The organism is Bacillus sp. AFS088145 (assembly GCF_002564465.1).
GTDB lineage: Bacteria > Bacillota > Bacilli > Bacillales > Bacillaceae_G > Gottfriedia.
Genome location: NZ_NUUX01000025.1, coordinates 1 through 23642 on the forward strand (window position 1 = coordinate 1; position 23642 = coordinate 23642).

A 23642-nucleotide genomic window follows, 5' to 3' on the forward strand; every position below is an offset into this window, starting at 1 on the left:
CTATAGTAATATTAAATCATTCTAATAATAACAAAATTATTTGAATTTTGAATTGCCATATTTAAAAAAATGCTATAAAATACTTTTGTTTGTATACAATGATATTATCTTTAAAATAAATTTTTGCCTATTTACTTTACGCGGAAAAAATCGAGGATGTGTATGATCAATGGTTCATCATTTAAACGTATTAATTAGTCACTATGGTTATATAGGCATCATTTTAGCATTAATCGGAGGAATAATTGGATTGCCATTACCAGATGAGATTCTTTTAGTATACATAGGTTATACTGTATTTCTAGGTAGATTGTCTTATTTACCTTCATTGGCTTGTGCTATTATCGGAATCATTTGCGGAATCTCTCTAAGTTATTTACTTGGATACATATTTGGTTTACCTTTATTAAATAAATATGGACCAAAAGTTCATATAACAGAGAAAAAAATTGAAATTACTAAAAACTTATTTTCAAAATTTGGACCGTATATTCTTATAATAGGTTTTTTTATCCCTGGAGTAAGACATTTAACTGCTTATTTTGCAGCCATTAATAAATATTCCTATAGAAAATTTGCAACGTTTGGATTTGTTGGAGCAATCCTTTGGGGTTTCACTTTTGTAACACTAGGAAAAGTTTTGGGTGAAGAATGGAATAAAGTGGCGTCTATTTTTGCAAAGTATAGTTTAGTCATATTTCCATCTGCCTTATTGATTGCGATTGTATTCTTTTTCCTATTTAGAAAACGATTAACTACAAATTAGTGTTGGCTTTATAGACTTCTTAACTATAAAAAAGACGAAATACAGTGTTCAGTGTTTCGTCTTTTTTTCTGTTGAATAATGAGTGAATCGATTTATTACCAGTATTATCCTTGTGAAATAAGTTGATTGAGGTTGATTTCCACTACAGTATGCTCGCTTTCCATGGGGCATGCTGAGCCTCCTCGTTCCTGCGGGGTCTCAGCCTTCCTGCATATCCCATAGGAGTCGAGCATCCTTTCGCTCCAATCATAATAAAACCTATAGAAAAAGCTTTCATTCGAAGTGTTAAAAAATTCAACCGCATAATTATGATAAATCACCAAATAAAAGAGTCATATAAGAAATTATATTACAAATCAAAAAAACAAAAATATAAATCTTCTCAATTCGCGCTAAAGATTAATCCAACTTTTTTATCCAAAAAATTTTACCGTTACATTGTATATCAAAGAAATTCACAAATTTATCAATAAGGTTATGATCAATTAATCAATATAGACAACATTATATTTCAACATATAAAAAAACGAGACACCTAAATGTCTCGTCTTTTTTTACTTAAATTATTTAGCAACTTCTTCTACAATTGCAATGACCATTTCAGCAGTTTTTACTAACTCTTTAATTGGCATTCTTTCATTTGTAGTATGGATTTCTTCATAACCGATTGCTAAGTTTACAATTGGGAAACCGTGACCTGCGAATACGTTCGCATCAGATCCTCCACCACTTTGTTTTAATGCAGGAGTACGTCCAATTTTTTCTGCTGCACGTTTTGCAACTTCAACAACGTGGTCTCCTTCACCAAATTTAAATCCTGGGTACATAATTTGAACTTCTACTTCAGCACGTCCACCCATTTCAGTAGCTACTTCTTCAAAAGCAGCTTTCATTTTAGCTACTTGAGCTTCCATTTTTTCACCGATTAATGAACGAGCTTCAGCTAAAATATTCACTTGATCGCATACGATATTTGTTGCACTTCCACCTTCGAAACGTCCGATATTAGCAGTCGTTTCTTCGTCGATTCGACCAAGTGGCATTCTTGCAATTGCTTTAGAAGCAATCGTAATCGCTGAAACGCCTTTTTCAGGTGCAACACCTGCATGTGCTGTTTTACCATAAATAGTAGCAATTACTTTAGCTTGAGTTGGAGCTGCTACGATAATGTTACCGACTTCTTCATCGCTATCTAATGCATATCCAAATTTAGTAGTGATTAATTTTGGATCCATTGCTTTAGCACCATGTAATCCAGATTCTTCACCAACTGAGATAATGAATTGGATTTCACCATGCTCAATATTTTGTTCTTTAATGATTTTTACAGCTTCTAAAAATGCTGCGATACCAGCTTTATCATCTGCACCTAGAATTGTAGTTCCGTCAGTAACGATATATCCATCTTTGATTGATGGCTTGATCCCTTTACCCGGAGTTACTGTATCCATATGACAAGAGAAGAAAATACCGTCAACGCCTTCTTTAGTAGCAGGAATTGTAGCAACAATATTTCCAGCACCGTGACCTGTAACACCCATCGTGTCGTCTTCAAAAATATTCATTCCAAGAGCTTCTAATTTTTGTTTTAAAACCTTTGCAATTTCAGCTTCAAACTTAGTTTCAGAGTCTACTTGTACTAATTCTAAAAATTCTTCGACTATACGTTGTTCATTAATCATTTCTGTCATGCCTCCAAATTGTATATGTAAAAAAATGTCTACAAAGGTATATTACCATGTTTTTTTGCTGGGCGCTTTTCATTTTTGTTTTTTAATACTTCTAAAGATTGAATAAGCTTTTTTCTAGTCAACCTTGGATCAATAACATCATCAACTAGACCGTATTTTGCAGCAACATAGGGATTGGAAAATTTCTCTTTATATTGATCCATCCATTCTGATCTTAACTCATCTGGTCGATTACTTTGAGAGATTTCTTTTCCGTATAAAATATTAACAGCACCTGTAGCACCCATTACAGCGATTTCAGCGTTTGGCCATGCAAATACTAAATCCGCTCCAATCGATTTACTATTTAATGCAACATATGCTCCACCAAATGCTTTTCTCGTAATGACTGTAACTTTTGGAACTGTTGCCTCAGAATACGCGTATAAAAGCTTAGCACCATGCCTTATTATACCTCCATGCTCCTGTTTTACACCAGGGAAAAACCCTGTCACATCAACAAAAGTGATGATTGGTATATTAAAACTATCACAAAAACGAATAAATCTTGCCCCTTTATCAGCTGAATGTAAATCTAATCCTCCAGCCATAAATTTAGGTTGATTACAAACGAGTCCAACTACTTCACCATTTAATCTAGCAAATCCTACAACTAAATTTTTAGCGAAATCTTTTTGAACCTCAAAAAAGGAATCATCATCTACAATCATTTCTATTATTTTTTTAACATCATAAGGCCGACTACTTTCATCAGGAATTAGCTCCATTAAATCATCTAGATCTTTTTCAGTTTTCATTTTAGTAGGTGCTTTTTCTTCCCAATGAGCCGGTAAATACTCCATTAAATTTCTAACGACCTTAAGGGCTTCTTCTTCCGACTCAGCTTGGAAATGAGCATTTCCACTTATCTCATTATGGACTTTAGCTCCACCTAAATCCTCTGCAGAGATTTTTTCACCTGTTACACTTTCGATTACCTTTGGTCCAGTAATAAACATTTGGCTAGTTCCATTGACCATGATAACGAAGTCAGTAATTGCTGGAGAATAGACTGCACCACCTGCACAAGGCCCCATAATAACTGAAATTTGTGGTACGACACCAGAATAAATCGTATTTCGGTAAAAAACATGTCCATAACCATCTAAAGAAAGGACACCTTCTTGGATTCTCGCACCACCTGAATCATTTAAACCAATAATCGGAGCCTTACACTGTACTGCCATGTCCATTAATTGACTAATTTTTTTCGCATGCATTTCACCTAAAGCACCGCCAAACACAGTAAAATCTTGCGAAAAAACAAAGACTGTTCGATCGTTAATTTTTCCGTAACCTGTGACAACTCCATCACATGCACCATTTTGTTCATTCATTCCAAAATCTGAGCAACGATGCTGGACAAAACTAAATAACTCGACAAAACTCCCTTCATCTAATAGCATGTCAATTCTTTCTCGTGCTGTAAACTTTCCACGTTCATGTTGTTTCTCAATCCGTTCAAATCCTCCGCCTTGCTCTATTTCAGATTTCTTTTCATATAGTTTATAAAGATCATCATACTTGCTCATTAAACTCCCCCCTTTTTTGAACAATTTCGATTAATACTCCGAATTGTTTAGGGTGTATAAAGGCAACTTTTGAACCCTCACTCCCATTACGTGGTGAATGATGGATTAAATTGAATTGGCGTTTTTTTAGTTCTAAAAGAGATTTTTCGATGTCATCTACTTGAAAAGCAATATGATGCAATCCTTCACCTTTTTTTTCAATATATTTATGTACAGGATTCGTGGATGAAAGTGGTTGGATTAATTCGATGTTAATTTTATTTGTTTTAAAAAATGCGACTTCTACACCTTGGTCTTCTACTATTTCTCGATATGAGTATGATAAACCTAAATCACCCTCATACTTTTTAATACTATCGTTTAAATTTTTTACACAGATTGCCATATGATCTATATTTGTGAACATTTTTTTGCCCTCTCCTTCAAATCAATGCTTTTTTTAGAAACATATGAGATTTTTTATGTACTGTGATCTGTTCAGAAGTACATAAGCTATTATTTAAACAATATTCAAGAAAGTGGACAAACATGATTAAAAACGTAGCAATCTACAACCGTATTTAAAGAGATATCAATGAAAATGAAGATGTGATTTTGAATCATAGAACTACAAGTTATTAAAAAAATTCGACGGCATTCCCATCACATTTCTCTTTAAAATAAAACAATATGACTACTTATCAATCGTGTAGTTAAATAGACTCGATATAAAAGACTTATTTTTCCAAAAAAGTGCAATTATTGCAGTTTTTTGTAGTTTGTAAATCTACTAGATTGCATGATAATATTAGACTCGTTATCACTATTTGTTAACTAGGGAGGAATTTATTTGAACAAAAAAGTTTTAGCAGTTGGGTTATCTTTAGGATTAGCAGCAAGTAGTTTTTCTGTAACAAATACATATGCGGCACCAAAAAATGTGTTATCTAGCTACAAATATAATGAAACTGTAGGATCGCCTGAGTTTGTTTCTGGACAGTTGACAAAGTCATCAACTAAAAGTCCTGAGGGGATTGTATTTGGTTACGTCAATGCTAACAAAGATAAATTCAAACTCGGTTCGAAATCCTCTGAAGAATCATTCATCATTAAGTCTAGCAATAAAGATATGTTAGGTACTGCTCTTCGACTACAACAAGTATATGATGGTGTACCTGTTTGGGGTTCTACTCAAACTGCATTGGTTGCCGACGATGGAGTTCTAACAACTTTCTCTGGTACCGTATCTCCTAATCTAGATACGAAAAAAGGACTTAAATCTGAAAAGAAAGTAAATGCTAACAAATCAATTAAAATTGCAGAAGCCGACCTTGGTTATTCTCCTATCTATGAAAAAGACCCTACAGCAGATCTAGTAGTTTACACAAATGGTGATGAAGCAACTTACGCTTACCTTGTAAACTTAAACTTCCTTTCTCCTAAACCTGGAAACTTTAATTATTTCATTGATGCATCAACAGGAAAAATCTTAAATAGCTATAACAATTTAGATGAAGCAGATAGTAGTGCCCCTGCTGCAAAACCAGGTGGTACAGCAAGTAGTACGAATACAACTGGAACAGGAGTTGGCGTGCTTGGTGATACAAAAACACTAAATATGACCAAATCGGGTTCATCTTATTATTTACAAGATAATACTAGGGCATCAGGTGGTATTTTCACTTATGATGCGGCTAACAAACAACGTCTTGCTGGTACACTTTGGACAAGTCCTGATAACCTTCTAAATAGCACTTATGATGCGGCTGCAGTTGATGCACATTATTTTGCAGGATTAACATTTGATTATTATAAAAATGTTTTTGGACGCAATTCCTATGATAATAAAGGCGGTGCACTAAAATCGAGTGTCCATTATAGCCGTAATTACAACAATGCGTTTTGGAACGGTACGCAAATGGTTTATGGCGATGGTGATGGTACAACATTTATTCCATTATCAGGTGGAATTGACGTAGTAGCACATGAGTTAACTCACGCTGTAACAGAAACTAGTTCAAATTTAACTTATCAGAATGAATCTGGTGCACTTAACGAAGCAATTTCTGATATTTTTGGAACATTAATAGAGTTCTATAATAATAAAAATCCTGATTACCTGATTGGTGAAGATATTTATACGCCAAAAGTTGCTGGTGATGCACTTCGTTCGATGAGTGATCCAACTAAATATGGAGATCCAGATAACTATGCAAATCGTTACACTGGAACATCTGATAATGGTGGAGTTCATACAAATAGCGGTATTATTAATAAAGCTGCTTATTTAATGGCTCAAGGTGGAACTGCATACGGCGTGACTGTTACAGGAATCGGAAACGATAAACTAGCTCAAATTTTCTATCGTGCAAATACTGTTTACTTAACAGCTTCCTCTACTTTCAGTCAAGCACGTGCAGCATGTGTGAAAGCAGCTTCTGACCTATTCGGTACCAGCTCTACTGAAGTAACTACAGTAAATAAAGCATTTGATGCGGTTGGAGTTAAGTAAAAGTTCAATTACATTTTAAGTAAACAAGGGTGTTTCTTAAGCTAAAAATGCTTATGAGACCCTTTTTTTATTTAGGTAAAAGACAGCGTATTTATTAGAATCTGATGAATCACGTATAATCAAGACAGTTTCTAAAAAATAAGCTTAGACTGTAAAAATTATCCTACTTATGCTAAAATAGGACAACACTTGTATTATTCTTAAATAATGATTAATAAATTGTAATTCTTTAATATAAGGTGGTAATCACATGAGAAAAAAAACACAAAAAGTAGTCGTTATGATTATGTTAATTTCAATGCTTGCTACTACATTACTTGCAGGTATCGCTGCTATGTTTTAATAGGAAAACCAAAAGGGGATTCACCATCAAGATCTTGATGGTGAATCCTCTTTTTTATCTAATCGCACCTTGTTCACGAGCTAGTTGTTCAAATGAACTAGAAGATGTTGTTATGTACACTTTTGTTCCAAATGGGATTTTATCATAAAGTTCATTTACATCATTTGTGTACATTCTTACACATCCATTTGATATATATTTACCAATTGTAGATGGGTCATTATTTCCATGAATACCATAAATCGAACCATCCGTACCTAATGCGTCAAAACCTATCCATCTAGTTCCTAGAGGATTTTTAGGATTCCCTCCTGGAATATTCTTTTTGCGCCAATATGGATCTTTGGCTTTATATGTAATATTAAAAATTCCTTCAGGAGTTAAATCTGCTGTTTTTCCGGTAGCAATTCGATAAATCCTTAGGACTTTACCATCTTCTATATATGCCAAATTATTTACTTCTTTATTAATAATAATAAATGGTTCGCCTACCCTTGGATTTTGTCCAAGTGGCCATACTGGACCAATTACTAAAATTAGTGATAGAACTAGTTTAAGCAAATAAAGCAACTCCTTTTTATTTCACTTAGCGTATTTTCCCTTAAACTTTGATTTCATAATCAAAAAACTTTCCATTTCATTGATGATCGTTAATATCGAAGCTCTAGTTTCAAAATCATCAGATGTTTGTGGTAGTGGCATTGCACGAAACATATGATAAATTTCTTCTAGCTGATATAAACATATCGCTCCACTTATGATCGGGTTTATTGAAAAGCTCAGATCATTAAAAAATTTGGATAAAATATGAGATTGTTCGTTACTCACTTTAATGTCACAAACCGCTTCAATAATACGGTGAATAATTTCAAGTTGTCGCTCTCTTAATAAAAAGTATTCATAATCTTCATCATTCGAAGATTTAAAATAATGATTATCGATTTCTAATTTAGAAATTCTTTTCGCTTCTTGAAGCAATTTTACTGTTTCATCATATTCTTCTAAAAAACACTTATTAGCTGGTTCTTTTAAATAAATAGAAATCTTCTCAAAAATAAAACAAAATTTAGAATCAATTTGTACTTTATAGTTTTTTATTTGATCATCTAAGCTAGGCATATATAAATTACAAAGTAAAGCTACACCAATTCCTATTACAATAACAGTTAATTCATCTGTAATTATTGGAACCGTAATTTTTTTCAATCCATATAAATGTAGCATGATCACCGCACTAGAAATGACTCCTTCTTGAATTCTAAGTTTTACTAAGCTTGGAATAAAAAATAAGAGTAATAATCCAATCGCTAAAGGTGTATAACCAAATATATCAAAGAAAAAAATACAAAAAAGTATGATCAGTACACATGCAGAAAACCTTCTCAATGCAGTATCTAATGAACGCTTTTTCGTTGTTTGTATACATAATATTGTTAATGTTCCAGCAGACGAGTAAAAATGAACGCCCACAGATTGTGCGATAAAAATGGCAAGTGCACTCCCTAACGCCGTTTTAACAATCCTTGAACCAATTCTATACATAATATCACCTATAATTTATGTTTTACTTTATGAGGTATTTGATTCATTGAAAGGATAAAGTTAAGAAAATATAAAATTGATTAGGTTTGGTAAAAAAATGTCCTTAAGCTCCACCAAGTCATATTTTTAATGAAAATAAATTCATCTCATAATAATGCTTAATAATAAATAGATTGGTAAAAATATCATTATTCTAATAAAAGGTGTGAATTTATGAGTTCAAAATATTGCCATGAATCACGTTCAGCACTAACTGTTCGAGTTTTCCCTACTGACTTGAACAATCACCAAACTTTATTTGGTGGAAAAATTCTTGCTGACATGGATATGACTGCTTCAATTACTGCTTCTAAACATTCAAGATTGAAATGTGTAACTGCTTCGATCGACCATGTAGACTTCTTACATCCTGTTACAGAAGAGGATTGTATCTCTTATGAATCCTTTGTCGTCGTTACAGGAACTTCATCTATGGTAATTTTCGTAAAAGCCATTGCAGAGAACTTGATTACAGGCAATCGCCGCGTTGCAGCTACTTCATTTTTAACATTTGTTGGAATGAGAGATAATAAAACGGTACCAGTTCCATCTATCATTCTTGAAACTGAAGAAGAACGAGAACTTGCTGAAATAGCAAAAGCAAGAATCGAAAATCGTAAAAATAATAAATTAATCAGTAAAAACATTGAAACGATTATCTCTACAAAACCTTTAAAATTAAAACAAAGTGATGAGTAAATTAATTTGTTTCCTAAATAAAAAAGAAACTGAGGAATTTTCTTCAGTTTCTTTTTTTCTAATTATGATTAATGCGTAGAAATACCAGATACACCATGGCCGGTATTAGACTTCACAAGAATTTCATCAAATTTAGCTTCATTTTCTTTTTTACTTGATAGAATTGTACCTAAATATGCAGCTATGAATCCTAAAGGAATCGATATAATCCCCGGATTCGTTAAATTTATTAATGGATCTCCAACAAAAATGGCTTTTCCTTCTATTGGACTCCAAATATTTGGACTTATTGCTACTAATATGATTGCAGATATTAATCCAGTTATCATACCAGTAATTGCCCCAGTCGTATTAAAACGTTTCCAATAGATTGTAAAGAGTATGACTGGTAAGTTCGCACTTGCAGCAACTGCAAATGCTAAGGATACTAAAAAGGCAACATTTAATGTTTGTGCAAATATTGCAAGTAAGATTGAGATTAAAGCAACTCCAATCGAGGCATATCTAGCCATTGAAACTTGCTCTTTTTCAGTTGCTTTACCTTGTTTTAAGATTTCATTGTAAAAATCATGTGCAAACGCAGATGCAGCAGTTAATACAAGCCCTGCTACTACTGCAAGAATAGTTGCAAATGCTACAGCTGAAACAAAAGCAAATAAAAAGTTACCACCTAATACTTCAGCTAAAAGTGGCGCCGCCATATTTCCTGCTGGATTTGCTTTTATAATCTCAGAATTTCCAACAAAGGCAGCTGCCCCAAATCCAAGGAAAATCGTCATAATATAAAATGCTCCGATTAACCAAGTTGCATATACAACTGATTTTCGTGCCGTTTTCGCATCACGCACTGTAAAGAAACGGACCAGTATATGAGGTAATCCAGCAGTTCCAAGAACAAGTGCTAAATTAAGTGAAATTGTGTCTAATCCATTTGTGTATTTTACACCTGGATTTAAAAACGAGTCCTTTAGAGGAGTTGCAGTTCTCATTTGGCTAAACATTTCATTAATGTTGAAATTAAATTTAGCAAAAACGATGATTGAAATGACTAATGTTCCGAGCATCAGAAGGATTGCCTTTACGATTTGCACCCAACTAGTAGCCCTCATACCTCCAAATATTACATAAACAGTCATTAAAATACCTACTATTAAAACAGCAGTCGTATAATCAATTCCTAGTAATAATTTAATCAGTGCACCTGCACCAACTAGTTGTGCAATCATATAAAAGATTGAAATCGTCATTGTGTTTAATGCGGCTACCCCTCTTACTTTTCTTTGATCAAATCGCGCAGCAATCATATCTGCTAACGTGTATTTTCCAAGATTTCGTAAAGGCTCTGCTACTAAATATAAAACGACTAAATATGCAACTAAAAATCCGATGCTATAGAAAAATCCATCGAATCCAGTTAAAGCAATCGCACCTGCAATTCCTAAAAAGGATGCTGCTGACATATAGTCACCTGCAATTGCAAATCCATTTTGCCATCCAGTCAATCCACCGCCTGCAGTATAAAAATCTTTCGCATCTTTTGTTTTTTTAGAAGCGAAATATGTAATAACTAGTGTTCCTAGTACGATTATTAAAAATAATGTAAATGCCGTCGTATTCAAATTTCCTCCCCTCCTTTATTTAACTTTTCCAAAACTCCATCAGCCATTTTGTCAAAGGATTCAGCTTTCTTACTGTAAATCATACATAATACCCATGTCATAACAAATTGAGCGAATGCAAACATCCAAGCCCATGTTACCTCCCCAATTGCTTTCGTATTAAGTGCTTTAGAATAAGAAGTCATTAAAGGTAATGCAATGTAAAAACAAAAAAAGAATAAAGACATTGGTAGGATAAACTTTCTTTTTGCTTTCAGTAACTGTTTAAACTCATGAGATTTTGCTACTTCCGAGTATTTGCTCTGACTTATACTCGTACTAGAATTTTGGTCCAATTCCATCATCATACTCCCTTTCAAGTTTTTATTTCTTGAAAAATTTGAAGATATTATTGCTAAAATAAATGAAAGAATATTCAGAAACTAAGATAATTGTATTTCATTTAGAACACTTTAATAAATGTTTTCGATAGACAAGAACTAACAAGTTCTAAATATTAAAATTTTTTTTGTAAAAATGTGAGAACGAGCTGAAGTTGAAATACAAGAAACTCTCGCTGACTTACAGACCTAAAACATATTTTGACATTTCCAAGGTAATTCAATGAATTTTTTGTCAATAAAAAAATCCCTCTTTTCAGATGAAAAGTAGGGATTCTTCACATTATAAATGATTAAATGACTTACAAAACTTTCTCAAGGAATAACTTTGCACGATTTGTTTTTGGTCTTGTGAATAATTCAATTGGAGTTGCATCCTCAACTAGATTTCCTTCGTCTAAGAATAGAATTCGATCTGCAACTTCCTTTGCAAAGCCCATTTCATGTGTAACGATGACCATTGTCATACCAGTATGAGCTAATGATTTCATTACTTCAAGTACTTCTTTTACCATCTCTGGATCTAAAGCTGATGTTGGTTCATCAAATAGCATTACTTTAGGTTCCATTGCAAGTGCTCTTGCTATAGCTACACGTTGTTTTTGACCACCTGAAAGTTTAGGAGGATATACGTTTGCTTTTTCAAGAAGTCCAACTTTTTCAAGAAGTGCCTTTGCATTTTCTTCTGCTTTAGCCTTACTCATACCTTTTACATTAATCGGGGCATACGTAATATTTTCTAAAACTGTCATATGTGGGAACAAATGAAAATGCTGGAATACCATACCTACATCTTCACGAATTTTCATTATATTACTTTTAGGATTTGTAATTTCAATATCATCCATCCAAATTTCACCATTTGAAGGAGTTTCTAATAAATTCATACAACGTAAAAATGTAGACTTTCCAGAACCTGATGGACCAATAACAGCAACAACAGATCCATGATCAATTGTAGTTGTTATTCCTTTTAATACATGAACATTTCCAAAGCTTTTATTTAAATTAGTAATTCTAATCATTTGTACGCATTCTCCTTTCAACTGATTTACCTAGAAGTGATAGGATCATAATGATAATGTAATAGATTGCTGCTACAAAAATAAGTGGCTCCATAAATGAGTACGTCTCTCCACCTACTAAGAATGCTCTTCTCATTAAATCAGATGCACCAATTACTGTTACCATTGCTGATTCCTTCGTTAATGTAATAAACTCATTCATCAAAGCTGGTAAAATATTTTTAAATGCTTGAGGTAAAATAATTTTTGACATCATTTTACGGTAAGGAATACCTAAAGCTGAAGCAGCTTCTTGTTGACCTTTATCTACTGCTAGTATACCTGCACGGATGATCTCTGATACATAAGCTCCTGAATTCAAACCAAAAGCCAATACCGCTGCTGGAAACTTTTCGATATCGAAACCAATTAATTGTGGTAAACCATAATAAATGATCATTAATTGCAAAACCATCGGTGTTCCACGAAAAATTGAAGTATAAAAATCAGCTATTACAACTAACCATTTTGCACGGCTAATTTTCATTAATGCAAGTAAAATTGCTAAAACAAGACCTAATAAAATTGAACAAACAACTACTAATAGTGTTAATTTTAATCCGGCCAATATATATGGAATTGAAGGGACAATTTGAGAAAAATCTAAGTTCATATTGTAGTACTCCTTTACTATTTGTCTTTAAATTGAAAGTTTATTCGACAAAGCCTGTTTAGATAAAGAGCACTGGTTTAGAAACCAATGCCCTTTGTTTCATATAATTCATATCCAATGGATTGCTCATATTCTGTTAATGCTTCATCTAAGATAGCTAACCCATCATCGATTTGATTCTTCGTAACTGTTAATGGTGGAATCATTCGAATTACTTCACTGTTATTACCACAGAAGTAGAATAAAACACCTTTTTCCAAAGCAAGATCAAGAATTTTAAATAAACCATCACCGTTTGGTTCTTTTGTAGCTGGATTAATGATTTCAATGCCGATCATTAAACCAATTGAGCGAATGCTTCCAATTACCGAATGCTTTTCTTTTAATGCATTCAGTTTTTCTACTGCGTAAGCTCCAACTTCTCTCGTATTTTCTAATAGCTTTTCTTCCTTAATAATTTCTAAAACAGCCAATGCAGCTGAACAAGCAATTGGATTTCCTCCAAATGTTGTTCCATGACTACCTAGTGGCCACTGTTTCATCAGTTCATTTGATGCTACAGTAGCACTTAAAGGAATACCATTTGCAATACCTTTTGCTATTGCCATAATATCTGGCGTTACATCAAAAGTATGTGCAGCAAACCAATCTCCTGTACGTCCAAATCCAGTTTGAACTTCATCAAAAATTAGTAAAATATTATTTTCATCACAGATTTGTCGTATTTTCTTTAACCATGCCTTAGGTGGTACTACATATCCACCTTCACCTAGAACTGGCTCTACAATAACTGCAGCTACTTCTTCTGGAGTTACTTGATGATTAAATAAACGTTTAAAATCTTTTTCTAATTGCTCTACTACATATGATTCTTCATCATAACCTTCAGGGCATTCGGAAACATTTGCATAAGGTATTTGATAAGAGCCTGTTGGTTGTAAAAATTTTCGATACTTACTTTTTGAAGTCGTAACGCTTAGCGCTCCCATGGAACGGCCATGGAAACAACCAATAAATGAAACAATATATGGACGTTTAGTAGCATGTTTAGCTAGCTTAATAGCACCTTCAATCGATTCAGTTCCACTATTACCAAAAAAGAAAGTATCTAAGTTACCAGGAAGAATTTCAGCCAACTCATCTGCTAGCTTTAAAATCGATTCGTAAATTATAACACCCGATGGACCATGTGCTAAAGAATCTGCGCCATCTTTAATTGCCTGTACTACTTTTGGATGACGATGTCCAACATTTGTAGTAGCAATGCCAGATGTAAAGTCTAAGTACTCTTTACCATCTACACCATAGTAGTAACAGCCTTCTTCCTTTACAACTGGTAAATTTGGATGATCCTTTGCCATGCTTGGTGCAAGACGTAAAGGCATTTTTTCTAATAAGTGACTCCAATCTTTCTCCATCAATAATTCCTCCCCTGATTACAACAAAAACTTATCATTTCTATATCTTCCGCCATACCCTATTGGTTTATCTTTAAAACTATTAAAATCTTACGTTTTACTTCAATTCACCGAACCATTTTTTAACTAATTTATCAACAGTTCCATCAGCTTTTAATTCTTTAAGTGCTTTCTCAAATTTAGGAGTTAATTTACTACCTTTTGGAAGAGCTACTGCTGAACCAGATTGTTCAAAGAAATCTTGCATTAATTCACCTTGCATTTCAGGAAATTTATTTAAATAGCCACTTGCTACAGATTGTTCGATAACAACAGCATCAAATCTTCCAGCTTTTAATTCTTCTACCATCTCAGGTATACGGTTACGGTTTTCAACTTTAAATCCAACTTTTTTAGAAACTTCAATTGCTTTTGTTTCTTGAATTGAACCAGCTTGTACTCCGACTGTTTTTCCCTTTAAATCTTCAACGCTTTTAATATTTGAATCTTTATTTACAACTATTTCATTTTGATCAGTGAAATATGGTTCAGTAAAATCTGCATTTTTCGCACGCTCAGGTGTCTTTTTCATACCGGCCATTATAAAATCTACTTTATCTGCATTCATCGCAGTAATTAATGAAGTAAAATCAATATCTTTTACTTTAATTGTGTATCCAGTTTTTTTACCAAGCGCTTTAGCTAAGTCAACATCAAACCCAACTATTTTGTCATTTTTTGTGTCAATAAACTCATAAGGCTTATAATCCGCACTTGTTCCTAAGATTAAGGTTTTATCATCTGACTTGTTACAAGCAGATAACATTCCAATTGATAATGCTGATGCAGCTAAAACTCCGACTATTTTTTTCATAAATGCTTCCCCCTAATTTTTGTAAAATTCAAACTTATTATTTATATTATCTTTTTTAGTATTCTATTAAACAACCATTTTTTTCGAATGAATAATTATTCTACAAAATGAATTTTAACACATACTAATAAATATGCAACTATATTTTTCAGTAATTCGACAAAAAAATTAGTCATAGCTTAATTTTACAGGGATATTATAATAAAAATTTTTTATTAATATTCATAACGTTTATATAATTATTCATTCAAGTGATTGAAAGTTTTATTATTAGACTTTTCAAATCTTTCAAAAAGTTTTCGACAATTCTCGCAAATCACTACTTTTTTTATTAACAAACACTTGAATTCCCCCAAATTTAAGCGTTTTCATACTTATTCATAAAAAAAATACCATTGTGGAAATGGTATTTTCATAAAAATGATTACATTATTCATTTATAAATTATTTTATTATACTAAAACTTCTTCTTCTATTACTACATCAACAACCTTATTCTCCTTATAATAAAAGGAATAATGATGATTCCGCTCATTATTTAATAGTATTGGAAGAAAATAAGGAATACACTCTCCTACTCCTTGATTTTTTTCATCTATTACCCAATCAATTTTTTTCCAATCTAAAATTCCTTCATCTGTTTTTAAGGGCGTATCATATTTTAAGCTATTAGAAACCTCGGCCAGAAATACATACATACCTCCGAAATCCACATCTTCTTCATGCCAGGTTACTTTACCTTTATAATTTATATCTTTCAACTCAATCTGTATTCCGGTTTCTTCTGCAATCTCTCTTTGAACTGATCTTTCGATTGTTTCCCCTTTTTCTATTTTTCCACCAACACCATTCCAAATTCCCATTGTAGGAGCATTTATACGATTTAACATTAATAGTTCATCATTTCGTTTGATAAAACATAAAGTATATTTCACAAATTCCCACTTACCTTTCAAGCAATTTAGTTAATTTTATTTCTATTAATTATGGCATAATTTGCTATTAATTTGTTTGTAAAACAACTTTACTAATTATTTAGAATATTTTAAAATTTAATTAGTATATTAGTACTACAAAGGAGAGGTGTGTTGTGGATCAATCAAATATTATCGATTTAAACCAGTATAGAAAATTAAAAAAACATAGATTAGAATCCTTCGCTTTTCGCGTAAAATACGATGAAACAGCATATAAAGATGCATTAATGTTATTAATTTTCACATGTTCTTTAGCTGCATTAACTTTCTTTTTTATCTTTTATTTCATTTACAAAATAATTAACTAAAACGCTTCTTTAAAACACAGTTTACATAATAATAATATTATGCACAAAAAAAAGTACAAAAATTTATNNATAAATTTTTGTACTTTTTTATTTAAATTTCTTCACAAAATTGATCGAAGTAATTTTGAAGTTTTTGAATGACTTGCATTGGATCATGACCTTCTATTTCATGACGCTCAACCATCGCAACAAGCTCACCGTCTTTTAAAAGTGCAAATGACGGAGATGATGGTGCTTTACCAGTAAAATATTCACGAGCTTTCGCAGTAGCTTCTTTATCTTGCCCAGCAAACACAGTTACTAATTGGTCAGGTCTTGCATCATAGTGCACTGAGTGTGCTGCTGCAGGACGAGCAATACCACCAGCACAACCACATACTGAGTTTACCATTACAAGTGTAGTGCCTTTCTTTACTAGAGCTTGCTCTACTTCCTCAGGTGTTTTTAACTCTGCATAACCAGCCGCTACGATTTCTTGACGTGCAGTATGGACAACATCATTCATAAAAAAATTAAAATTCATATTCATTTCATCTACTCCTTACATGCTTTTTTTCATCTTACCAATTTAGCGACTATTAATTCAAGCTTTTGAACCTGCTAGTTTTATTATTTTTAATGAATCTTTTAACGCCTTAATTATTCATCCACTAACTCTACAATTACATTCGGTAAATGAGCTAATGTAGATATAGCGTATTGGTAATCTTCATTTAATTCTTCAACGACACGAATGACAGTTACGTATGGATTTTTTAGGACAAACTGATCAATCTTTTCCACATTTCCTGCAATGAATAAAACTTTTGCATCAATTTTATTTTTTAAGCCGATTGAATGTAATGTGGATAATACATTTTTCATTAGCTCTTCTTCTTGCTCACTAGCACCTTCTAATATTATACAGTCCCAACTTAATAACTTAAGCTGATCAAAAAGAAGTTCGTCCATATCTCTCCCCCCATATCGTTTGTTTATACAAATATATGAGGAAATGAACGAAAGCATACTTTTTTAGTATGAGATGAAAAAACTCTACTATTTAAGCTTCACCAATACCGAACGCCAATACTAATAAGAAGAAGAAAATAAATGTGACAATATTTAAGACTACGCCAAGAAAAATATTTGTAAGTTTTTTTGAGAGGAATGCAAAAATGACCCCAGCTATTGATAAGATTAAGAAACATAAAAGGAATATGCCCAGTTGTTTAGTGTGATCATTGATAAAAAGAGCTATAACTATACTGATACCAACCATCATTAAAGAAAGCCTACCATATTTATTCAAATAACTACCCATCCTCGCTATTTTTATTCTTACTTTAAATGTATCACAATTAATTACTGGAAATGAATGGAAAAATAAAAATGACAACTTAACGCTCTGAAAGAAAAAAAAGAACGCTTTAAAAGCGTTCTTTTAAGAATTAACAGTTAATTTTGTATCCGATTCAACCTTGACTGCAATTCTTTTTTGAAAAAGTCGATTTACAAAAAACATCATTGGAAAACTTATAAAAGCGATTGCACTAATAATAACAAATCCACGGCCGCCATTTTCATATCCGAAGTAAGCTAATAAACTACCACCTAGCGCTGGACCGAAAACAAAACCGAGTTTTGAAAATCCCATTGCCCCAAAATAAGTTCCCTTTAATTCTTCAGGAGCAAGCTGATCGACAAATACATCTGTAAATGTAAATGCAAATATTTCTCCTACAGTTAACACAATCATTACGAGTGCTAACAAGAAAAAGTTAGTAAATAACCCAAATCCAGCTACAGCTAAACTAACAATCACATTACCAATCATCATAGATACAGTAGGTGAAAAATTCTTCATTCTACTTACAATTGGGAATTGAAGTATTACTACAGTTACTGCATTGATTGTTGTTAAATACGCATACAGTTTAATGCCATTATGAAACTGTGGTGCATTCGCAAAATATTGAGACATTGTTGAAAAGCTTTGTGAATAACCAAGACCATAAAAACAGATTGTTAAAATCGTCAATGCAAAGATGATATCCTTACGTAAAATTGAAAACGATGCCTTCATCGAAACTTTATTAGTTGCTGAAGCAGACTTTCCTTCTCCAATTTTATACTTTGATAACATAAACAATAATGTTAAACCATAAAAAAAGTACACAATTCCAGATAATACGAATGGCAATGTGCTTTTTGAGCTTCCTAGATATAAACCAACTAAAGGACCTACTGCAACTCCAACATTAATAGCAGCATACCGCAAGTTAAAGACTAACAGTTTTGATTTCTCGTCTGTTAGATCAGATAGTAATGCTCTTGAAGAAGGTTCGAAAAATGATGAACAAATATTTAAAATCGAGTTCAGCACAAAAAACCAGGCAAATGAATTTCCTAGTCCAAAACCAACTAATGTAATAGACCATAAGAAAATACTCGATAATAAAATAGTTTTCCTTCCAATACGATCAGAAAGAGTTCCTCCAATAAAACTGAAAAACACCCCTAAAAAAGATGAAACCGTTAACATGAGCCCAACCATTGCAGGCGAGATATGTTTAACTGAAGTTAAATAAATAGCTAAAAATGGCATACTTACTGTGCTAGCAAACCTAACGAATAAAGTTCCAATAACGATATTCCAAGCAACAGGATGTACGGCAGATAAATTTTTAAACATCTTATCCCCCCTATTTCTCTAAGATGTCACATATTTTTAAATTATCTTACAAATGTTACAGTTTGTAAAGGTTTAGTTTAGGGACCTAAAAGTATACTGGAGATTAAGTAAAGGAAAATAATATAGCATGGAGGCAAAGAAAAAAGGGTTATAGAGAAAAGGAATGGCATCCTATTCCCTATTGTTTTTCATATTCCGATAAAGATTGTCTTTTAATATAGCCATGAATCGGCTTTTACTATTATCAATCACTTCGAAGCCGTATTTGCGGTATAAGTTGTGAGCATCTCTTGTGCCAAGCATGAATGTCCGTACGGTTGATAGTTTTTCATAACGCATGATTTCTTCCATTAGCCATTTTGATAGGCCTTGTTTACGATATTCTGGGAGAATAAATACGTCTGCTAAATAAGCAAATGTGACGCCATCTGATACTACTCTAGCAAAGCCTACTTGTGTAGGTTCACTTTCACCAGGATTCCCCTTGTAAACTCCAAAACAAAAAGATCCTTTAATAAATCGATCAATATATTCATAAGGTATTTCATTTGCCCAATATGAATCTTTGTCTAAAAAGTTATAAATAACTTCTCTGTTTAATAATTCTTTATTCGTTGATATGTAATAGCCATTTTGTTCAACTAGCATAAGATCTACCCCTTTTTTGAAAAAATACAGAATTTTATAATTATTTAATTTTATCACAAGTCAATTATAAAGGGGTATTTTATAATTCAGGATAGAGGACACACATATATTCCTTTTAATTAACTGTAACATGATTGAGGCGGTATCTCGGTGGCGTTTTTCGTTTTTCGTGGGTTTATTTGTCCTTTTTAATAGATCATTAGCGTAATTTATCACTATTTTTGTACATAGAAGAAAGAATTTAGAATAACCTTGCTAGTTTTCTAAATTGAATAGGTCTATTTCATTATTATTAAGTTAAAATACTAACCGGTATGGGTAATTTCTTATTTTATTTGGGATACTATGGGCTTTAATTGCAGTTTCACTAATTTTATTTGCGATTTCCCAATTTTTATTTGTATCTAGAATTATATTTGCACCTAGAATTTTAAATGCAGATCCTCTACCTTTATTTGCACCTCGCACGACGATTTTTATTTTCTCATTTTACAAAAAAACATAAAAAAGAGGTTGCCCTTAAGACAACCTCTTTCGTTTAAAAAATTAATATACGTTCGTATTTTCTTTTGTTGTATTTTCTAGGATTTCTTTTACTCTTCCTAAGAATTTACCACAAATGAATCCATCTAGTACACGGTGATCTAGTGATAAGCATAGGTTAACCATATCGCGAACACCAATCATTCCGTTTACAACAGCTGGACGTTTTACGATGCTTTCAATTTGTAAAATTGCAGCTTGTGGGTAGTTAATGATACCCGCGCTTTGAATACTACCAAATGATCCAGTGTTATTTACTGTGAATGTGCCACCTTGCATTTCGTCTGATTTTAATTTACCAGTACGAACTTTTGTAGCTAATTCTGTAATTTCACGTGCAATACCTTTGATTGTTTTCTCATCAGCATTTTTAATTACTGGAACAAATAATGCATCGTCTGTTGCAACAGCGATCGATAAGTTAATATCTTTCTTTTGGATGATTTTGTCTCCAGCCCACATTGAATTAATCATTGGGTATTCTTTAAGTGCTTGCGCTACTGCTTTAACAAAGAATGCGAAGAATGTTAAAGAGAAACCTTCTTTTTTCTTGAAAGAATCTTTAAGACTGTTTCTGTAATTTACTAAGTTTGTAACATCTACTTCGATCATCATCCAAGCATGTGGAGCTTCATGTTTACTACGTAACATATTTGAAGCAATTGCTTTACGAACACCTGTAACTGGAATTTCAATATCGCCAACTGCTGTTGGAATAACAGGTGCTTGTGCTGCAGGAGCAGTTTGTGCTACAACTGGTTGAGCAGGTGCTTCAACAGCAACTGGTGCCACTTGAGGTACACCATTTGCGATTGCATTTAAAACATCTTTTCTAGTAACTCGACCATTATTTCCTGTACCAGGAATTAATGAAAGATCAAGATTATTTTCTTGTGCTAAACGAAGTACAGCTGGAGAATAACGTGCTTTACCAGACTCATCAGTTTTAGCAATAGTTTGAACTGGAGCAGCAGCTACAGGAGTTTGTGCCGGTGCTACAGGTGCAGCTTTTTCAACTGGTTTTTCTTCGATTGTTGTAGCAGCTACTTCACCAGAAGCTCCTTCAACTTCAATCGTACAAATGATTTCACCAACAGCTAAAGTTTCCCCTTCACCTGCGATTAATTCTTTAATCACACCAGAAAATGAAGATGGTACTTCAGCATTAACTTTATCTGTCATAACTTCAGCAAGAGGATCGTACTTATTTACACGGTCTCCTACTTTTACTAACCAAGTACTGATTGTACCCTCAGTTACACTTTCACCTAATTGAGGCATTTTAATATTTTCGATCATCATTATGTCCCCCTTTTTCAAACAGTGCCATTAAAATGCTGCAAGTTCTCTAGCCGCTTTTTCTACTTTATCTGGATTAACCATGAAGAATTTTTCCATTGTTGGAGAATAAGGCATTGCCGGAACATCAGGGCCAGCAAGGCGTGCGATTGGCGCATCTAATTCAAATAAGCAATTTTCAGCAATAATTGCTGCAACTTCGCTCATTATACTTCCTTCTTTATTATCTTCCGTTACTAATAAAACTTTTCCTGTTTTAGAAGCAGCTTCGATAATAGATTCTTTATCTAATGGATAAATTGTACGTAAGTCTAAAACATGTACAGAAATACCATCTTGAGCTAATTTTTCAGCAGCTTGAAGAGCAAAATGTACACATAGTCCGTAAGTGATGATTGTGATATCTTCACCTTCACGTTTTACATCAGCTTTTCCAATTGGAAGTACATAATCAGTTTCAGGTACTTCACCTTTAATTAATCGATAAGCACGTTTATGCTCAAAGAAAATTACTGGGTCATTATCACGAATTGCTGCTTTTAATAATCCTTTCACATCATAAGGAGTTGAAGGCATTACAATTTTCAATCCTGGTTGACCTGCAAATACCTTCTCAACAGATTGAGAGTGATAAAGTGCACCGTGTACACCGCCTCCATAAGGAGCACGAATCGTAATAGGACAAGTCCAGTCATTGTTTGAACGATAACGAATTCTTGATGCCTCAGAAATAATTTGGTTTACTGCAGGCATAATAAAATCAGCAAATTGCATTTCAGCTACTGGTCTAAGTCCGTACATTGCAGCACCAATACCAACACCCGCAATTGCAGATTCTGCAAGTGGTGTATCTAATACACGATCCTCACCAAATTGATCATACAGACCATGAGTCGCTTTAAATACTCCACCTTTTAATCCAACGTCTTCCCCTAATACAAATACCTTTGGATCGCGTTCCATTTCCTCTTTTAACGCTAAAGTTACTGCATCTATATAAGACATTACTGCCATATTGTCCTACCCCCTCTTATTCTTCGTAAACAAACTTCAATGCATGCTCAGGTGCTGCATATGGAGCGTTTTCTGCGTAGTCAGTTGCTTCATCAACAATCGCACGAATTTTTGTATCTAATTCTTTTTCTATTTCTTCTGTTAACACACCAACTTCATGAAGGTATTTAGCAAATGTAAATAAGCAATCTTTGCTTTTTGCTTCTTCTACTTCTTCACGAGAACGGTAAATACGATCGTCATCATCACTAGAGTGTGCAGTTAATCGATAAGATACAGCTTCGATTAATGTTGGACCTTCTCCACGACGAGCACGGTCAACTGCTTCTTTTGTTACACGGTAAACTTCTAATGGATCATTTCCATCAACAGTGAAACCAGGCATGCCGTATCCAATTGCACGATCCGATACTTTTTCACATGCTAATTGCTTCTCAATCGGTACTGAGATAGCATATTTGTTATTTTCACACATGAAAATTACTGGTAACTTATGTACACCAGCAAAGTTTGCGCCTTCATGGAAATCACCTTGGTTAGAAGAACCTTCACCAAATGAAACCCAAGAAACGATATCTTTACCTTCCATTTTTGCAGCTAAAGAAACACCAACAGCGTGAGGAACTTGAGTTGTAACTGGAGATGAACCTGTAACGATACGATTTTTCTTTTGTCCAAAATGACCTGGCATTTGACGTCCACCAGAGTTTGGATCTTCTGCTTTTGCAAAACCAGAAAGCATTAATTCTTTTGCTGTCATTCCGAATTGTAAAACTACACCCATATCACGGTAGTATGGTAATACGTAATCTTTTGTATTGTCTAATGCATATACTGAACCAACTTGAGCTGCTTCTTGACCTTGACAAGAAATAACGAACGGAATTTTACCAGCACGATTTAATAACCACATACGCTCATCAATACGACGTGCCATTAGCATTGTTTCATACATACTAAGAACGTCATCATTTGATAGACCAAGCTGTTCATGACGGTTTGAAGTTGTAACCTTTTCCATAAATATCCCCCTTTTACCACATACATGTGTGGAAGCGTTTTAAATCATTATAGTGATGAAATGTAGAGA

24 protein-coding genes are annotated in these 23642 nt (G+C 33.3%); 4 read left to right on the forward strand and 20 right to left on the reverse strand.

All coding sequences use genetic code 11. The annotated features are described in order from the left end of the window. The first annotated feature begins 169 nt into the window (after positions 1-169). Positions 170-766 (forward strand): DedA family protein, encoded by a 597-nt coding sequence (locus COI44_RS15615; RefSeq protein ID WP_098428761.1) that lies wholly within the window; start codon positions 170-172, stop codon positions 764-766. Positions 767-1329: 563 nt separating this feature from the next. On the opposite strand, the gene COI44_RS15620 is transcribed toward COI44_RS15615, so the two are convergent. From COI44_RS15620 to mce, 3 genes are read right to left on the reverse strand one after another with little or no spacing between them, the layout of a single operon-like run. Then, positions 1330-2448 carry a M20/M25/M40 family metallo-hydrolase gene (locus COI44_RS15620; RefSeq protein WP_098428762.1) on the reverse strand — a complete coding sequence of 373 codons (1119 nt, stop codon included), beginning with the start codon at positions 2446-2448 and terminating at the stop codon, positions 1330-1332. Between the two features lie 38 nt (positions 2449-2486). After that, on the reverse strand, positions 2487-4028 hold the full coding sequence (locus tag COI44_RS15625; protein WP_098428763.1) for an acyl-CoA carboxylase subunit beta: 1542 nt from the start codon (positions 4026-4028) through the stop codon (positions 2487-2489). Beyond that, positions 4015-4434, reverse strand: coding sequence for a methylmalonyl-CoA epimerase (gene mce / locus COI44_RS15630; protein WP_098428764.1), 420 nt, complete (start codon positions 4432-4434; stop codon positions 4015-4017). Before mce ends, COI44_RS15625 begins: the two co-directional genes overlap by 14 nt. 423 nt (positions 4435-4857) lie before the next feature. On the opposite strand from mce, the gene COI44_RS15635 reads away from it, so the two are divergent. Continuing rightward, complete coding sequence (locus tag COI44_RS15635) at positions 4858-6519, forward strand: M4 family metallopeptidase (protein WP_098428765.1); 1662 nt, start codon at positions 4858-4860, stop codon at positions 6517-6519. A gap of 250 nt (positions 6520-6769) precedes the next feature. After that, positions 6770-6862: a stressosome-associated protein Prli42 gene (gene prli42 / locus COI44_RS24225; RefSeq protein WP_176547375.1), complete on the forward strand. Its 93-nt coding sequence runs from the start codon at positions 6770-6772 to the stop codon at positions 6860-6862. Between the two features lie 54 nt (positions 6863-6916). Here prli42 and COI44_RS15640 read toward each other — a convergent pair whose 3' ends face one another. Together COI44_RS15640 and COI44_RS15645 are read right to left on the reverse strand one after the other, a co-directional pair. Next, entirely contained in the window at positions 6917-7432 is a 516-nt protein-coding gene (locus COI44_RS15640; protein WP_098428766.1) for a L,D-transpeptidase, read from the reverse strand. A gap of 12 nt (positions 7433-7444) precedes the next feature. Continuing rightward, positions 7445-8404, reverse strand: a complete 960-nt coding sequence (locus COI44_RS15645; RefSeq protein ID WP_098428767.1) for an aromatic acid exporter family protein — start codon at positions 8402-8404, stop codon at positions 7445-7447. A gap of 213 nt (positions 8405-8617) precedes the next feature. Here COI44_RS15645 and COI44_RS15650 point away from each other — a divergent pair, with 213 nt between their 5' ends. After that, a complete protein-coding gene (locus COI44_RS15650; RefSeq protein WP_098428768.1) occupies positions 8618-9142 on the forward strand; it encodes an acyl-CoA thioesterase in 525 nt (174 codons plus the stop codon). A 68-nt stretch (positions 9143-9210) separates the two neighbouring features. On the opposite strand, the gene COI44_RS15655 is transcribed toward COI44_RS15650, so the two are convergent. The 15 genes from COI44_RS15655 to COI44_RS15730 all read right to left on the reverse strand — a co-directional run bounded on the left by COI44_RS15655 (position 9211) and on the right by COI44_RS15730 (position 23573). Then, positions 9211-10761 carry a solute symporter family protein gene (locus COI44_RS15655; RefSeq protein ID WP_098428769.1) on the reverse strand — a complete coding sequence of 517 codons (1551 nt, stop codon included), beginning with the start codon at positions 10759-10761 and terminating at the stop codon, positions 9211-9213. Further along, the gene (locus tag COI44_RS15660) at positions 10758-11102 is read right to left on the reverse strand and encodes a DUF485 domain-containing protein (RefSeq protein ID WP_098428770.1); all 345 of its coding nucleotides are present in this window, start codon (positions 11100-11102) and stop codon (positions 10758-10760) included. The genes COI44_RS15655 and COI44_RS15660 overlap by 4 nt, the downstream gene beginning before the upstream one ends. Positions 11103-11443: 341 nt before the next feature. Then, positions 11444-12166: an amino acid ABC transporter ATP-binding protein gene (locus COI44_RS15665; protein ID WP_098428771.1), complete on the reverse strand. Its 723-nt coding sequence runs from the start codon at positions 12164-12166 to the stop codon at positions 11444-11446. Further along, positions 12159-12818, reverse strand: coding sequence for an amino acid ABC transporter permease (locus COI44_RS15670; RefSeq protein WP_069034049.1), 660 nt, complete (start codon positions 12816-12818; stop codon positions 12159-12161). The genes COI44_RS15665 and COI44_RS15670 overlap by 8 nt, the downstream gene beginning before the upstream one ends. A 77-nt stretch (positions 12819-12895) precedes the next feature. Further along, positions 12896-14236: an aspartate aminotransferase family protein gene (locus tag COI44_RS15675; RefSeq protein WP_098428772.1), complete on the reverse strand. Its 1341-nt coding sequence runs from the start codon at positions 14234-14236 to the stop codon at positions 12896-12898. A 97-nt stretch (positions 14237-14333) separates the two neighbouring features. Next, positions 14334-15089, reverse strand: a complete 756-nt coding sequence (locus COI44_RS15680; RefSeq protein ID WP_098428773.1) for a transporter substrate-binding domain-containing protein — start codon at positions 15087-15089, stop codon at positions 14334-14336. Positions 15090-15541: 452 nt separating this feature from the next. Beyond that, positions 15542-16024, reverse strand: coding sequence for an NUDIX hydrolase (locus COI44_RS15685; RefSeq protein ID WP_286163938.1), 483 nt, complete (start codon positions 16022-16024; stop codon positions 15542-15544). A gap of 441 nt (positions 16025-16465) precedes the next feature. Continuing rightward, complete coding sequence (locus COI44_RS15695; RefSeq protein WP_098428775.1) at positions 16466-16903, reverse strand: BrxA/BrxB family bacilliredoxin; 438 nt, start codon at positions 16901-16903, stop codon at positions 16466-16468. Between the two features lie 110 nt (positions 16904-17013). Beyond that, entirely contained in the window at positions 17014-17325 is a 312-nt protein-coding gene (locus COI44_RS15700) for a hypothetical protein (protein WP_098428776.1), read from the reverse strand. 91 nt (positions 17326-17416) lie between these two features. Beyond that, positions 17417-17638: a hypothetical protein gene (locus COI44_RS15705; protein WP_142329271.1), complete on the reverse strand. Its 222-nt coding sequence runs from the start codon at positions 17636-17638 to the stop codon at positions 17417-17419. Between the two features lie 159 nt (positions 17639-17797). Then, on the reverse strand, positions 17798-19048 hold the full coding sequence (locus COI44_RS15710) for an MDR family MFS transporter (RefSeq protein WP_098428778.1): 1251 nt from the start codon (positions 19046-19048) through the stop codon (positions 17798-17800). A gap of 171 nt (positions 19049-19219) precedes the next feature. Continuing rightward, positions 19220-19696 carry a GNAT family N-acetyltransferase gene (locus tag COI44_RS15715; RefSeq protein WP_098428779.1) on the reverse strand — a complete coding sequence of 159 codons (477 nt, stop codon included), beginning with the start codon at positions 19694-19696 and terminating at the stop codon, positions 19220-19222. Between the two features lie 546 nt (positions 19697-20242). Then, positions 20243-21541 (reverse strand): dihydrolipoamide acetyltransferase family protein, encoded by a 1299-nt coding sequence (locus COI44_RS15720; protein ID WP_098428780.1) that lies wholly within the window; start codon positions 21539-21541, stop codon positions 20243-20245. Between the two features lie 27 nt (positions 21542-21568). After that, complete coding sequence (locus tag COI44_RS15725) at positions 21569-22552, reverse strand: alpha-ketoacid dehydrogenase subunit beta (protein ID WP_025671106.1); 984 nt, start codon at positions 22550-22552, stop codon at positions 21569-21571. Between the two features lie 16 nt (positions 22553-22568). Next, complete coding sequence (locus COI44_RS15730) at positions 22569-23573, reverse strand: thiamine pyrophosphate-dependent dehydrogenase E1 component subunit alpha (RefSeq protein ID WP_098428781.1); 1005 nt, start codon at positions 23571-23573, stop codon at positions 22569-22571. Positions 23574-23642 lie beyond the last annotated feature (69 nt).

Coding starts and splice junctions, on each gene's coding strand:
- COI44_RS15615 (WP_098428761.1), top strand. CDS start 170: ATGGTTCATCATTTAAACGTATTAATTAGTCACTATGGTTATATAGGC.
- COI44_RS15620 (WP_098428762.1), bottom strand. CDS start 2,448: ATGATTAATGAACAACGTATAGTCGAAGAATTTTTAGAATTAGTACAA.
- COI44_RS15625 (WP_098428763.1), bottom strand. CDS start 4,028: ATGAGCAAGTATGATGATCTTTATAAACTATATGAAAAGAAATCTGAA.
- mce (WP_098428764.1), bottom strand. CDS start 4,434: ATGTTCACAAATATAGATCATATGGCAATCTGTGTAAAAAATTTAAAC.
- prli42 (WP_176547375.1), top strand. CDS start 6,770: ATGAGAAAAAAAACACAAAAAGTAGTCGTTATGATTATGTTAATTTCA.
- COI44_RS15645 (WP_098428767.1), bottom strand. CDS start 8,404: ATGTATAGAATTGGTTCAAGGATTGTTAAAACGGCGTTAGGGAGTGCA.
- COI44_RS15650 (WP_098428768.1), top strand. CDS start 8,618: ATGAGTTCAAAATATTGCCATGAATCACGTTCAGCACTAACTGTTCGA.
- COI44_RS15660 (WP_098428770.1), bottom strand. CDS start 11,102: ATGGAATTGGACCAAAATTCTAGTACGAGTATAAGTCAGAGCAAATAC.
- COI44_RS15665 (WP_098428771.1), bottom strand. CDS start 12,166: ATGATTAGAATTACTAATTTAAATAAAAGCTTTGGAAATGTTCATGTA.
- COI44_RS15670 (WP_069034049.1), bottom strand. CDS start 12,818: ATGAACTTAGATTTTTCTCAAATTGTCCCTTCAATTCCATATATATTG.
- COI44_RS15675 (WP_098428772.1), bottom strand. CDS start 14,236: ATGGAGAAAGATTGGAGTCACTTATTAGAAAAAATGCCTTTACGTCTT.
- COI44_RS15680 (WP_098428773.1), bottom strand. CDS start 15,089: ATGAAAAAAATAGTCGGAGTTTTAGCTGCATCAGCATTATCAATTGGA.
- COI44_RS15695 (WP_098428775.1), bottom strand. CDS start 16,903: ATGAATATGAATTTTAATTTTTTTATGAATGATGTTGTCCATACTGCA.
- COI44_RS15700 (WP_098428776.1), bottom strand. CDS start 17,325: ATGGACGAACTTCTTTTTGATCAGCTTAAGTTATTAAGTTGGGACTGT.
- COI44_RS15705 (WP_142329271.1), bottom strand. CDS start 17,638: ATGATGGTTGGTATCAGTATAGTTATAGCTCTTTTTATCAATGATCAC.
- COI44_RS15710 (WP_098428778.1), bottom strand. CDS start 19,048: ATGTTTAAAAATTTATCTGCCGTACATCCTGTTGCTTGGAATATCGTT.
- COI44_RS15715 (WP_098428779.1), bottom strand. CDS start 19,696: ATGCTAGTTGAACAAAATGGCTATTACATATCAACGAATAAAGAATTA.
- COI44_RS15720 (WP_098428780.1), bottom strand. CDS start 21,541: ATGATGATCGAAAATATTAAAATGCCTCAATTAGGTGAAAGTGTAACT.
- COI44_RS15725 (WP_025671106.1), bottom strand. CDS start 22,552: ATGGCAGTAATGTCTTATATAGATGCAGTAACTTTAGCGTTAAAAGAG.
- COI44_RS15730 (WP_098428781.1), bottom strand. CDS start 23,573: ATGGAAAAGGTTACAACTTCAAACCGTCATGAACAGCTTGGTCTATCA.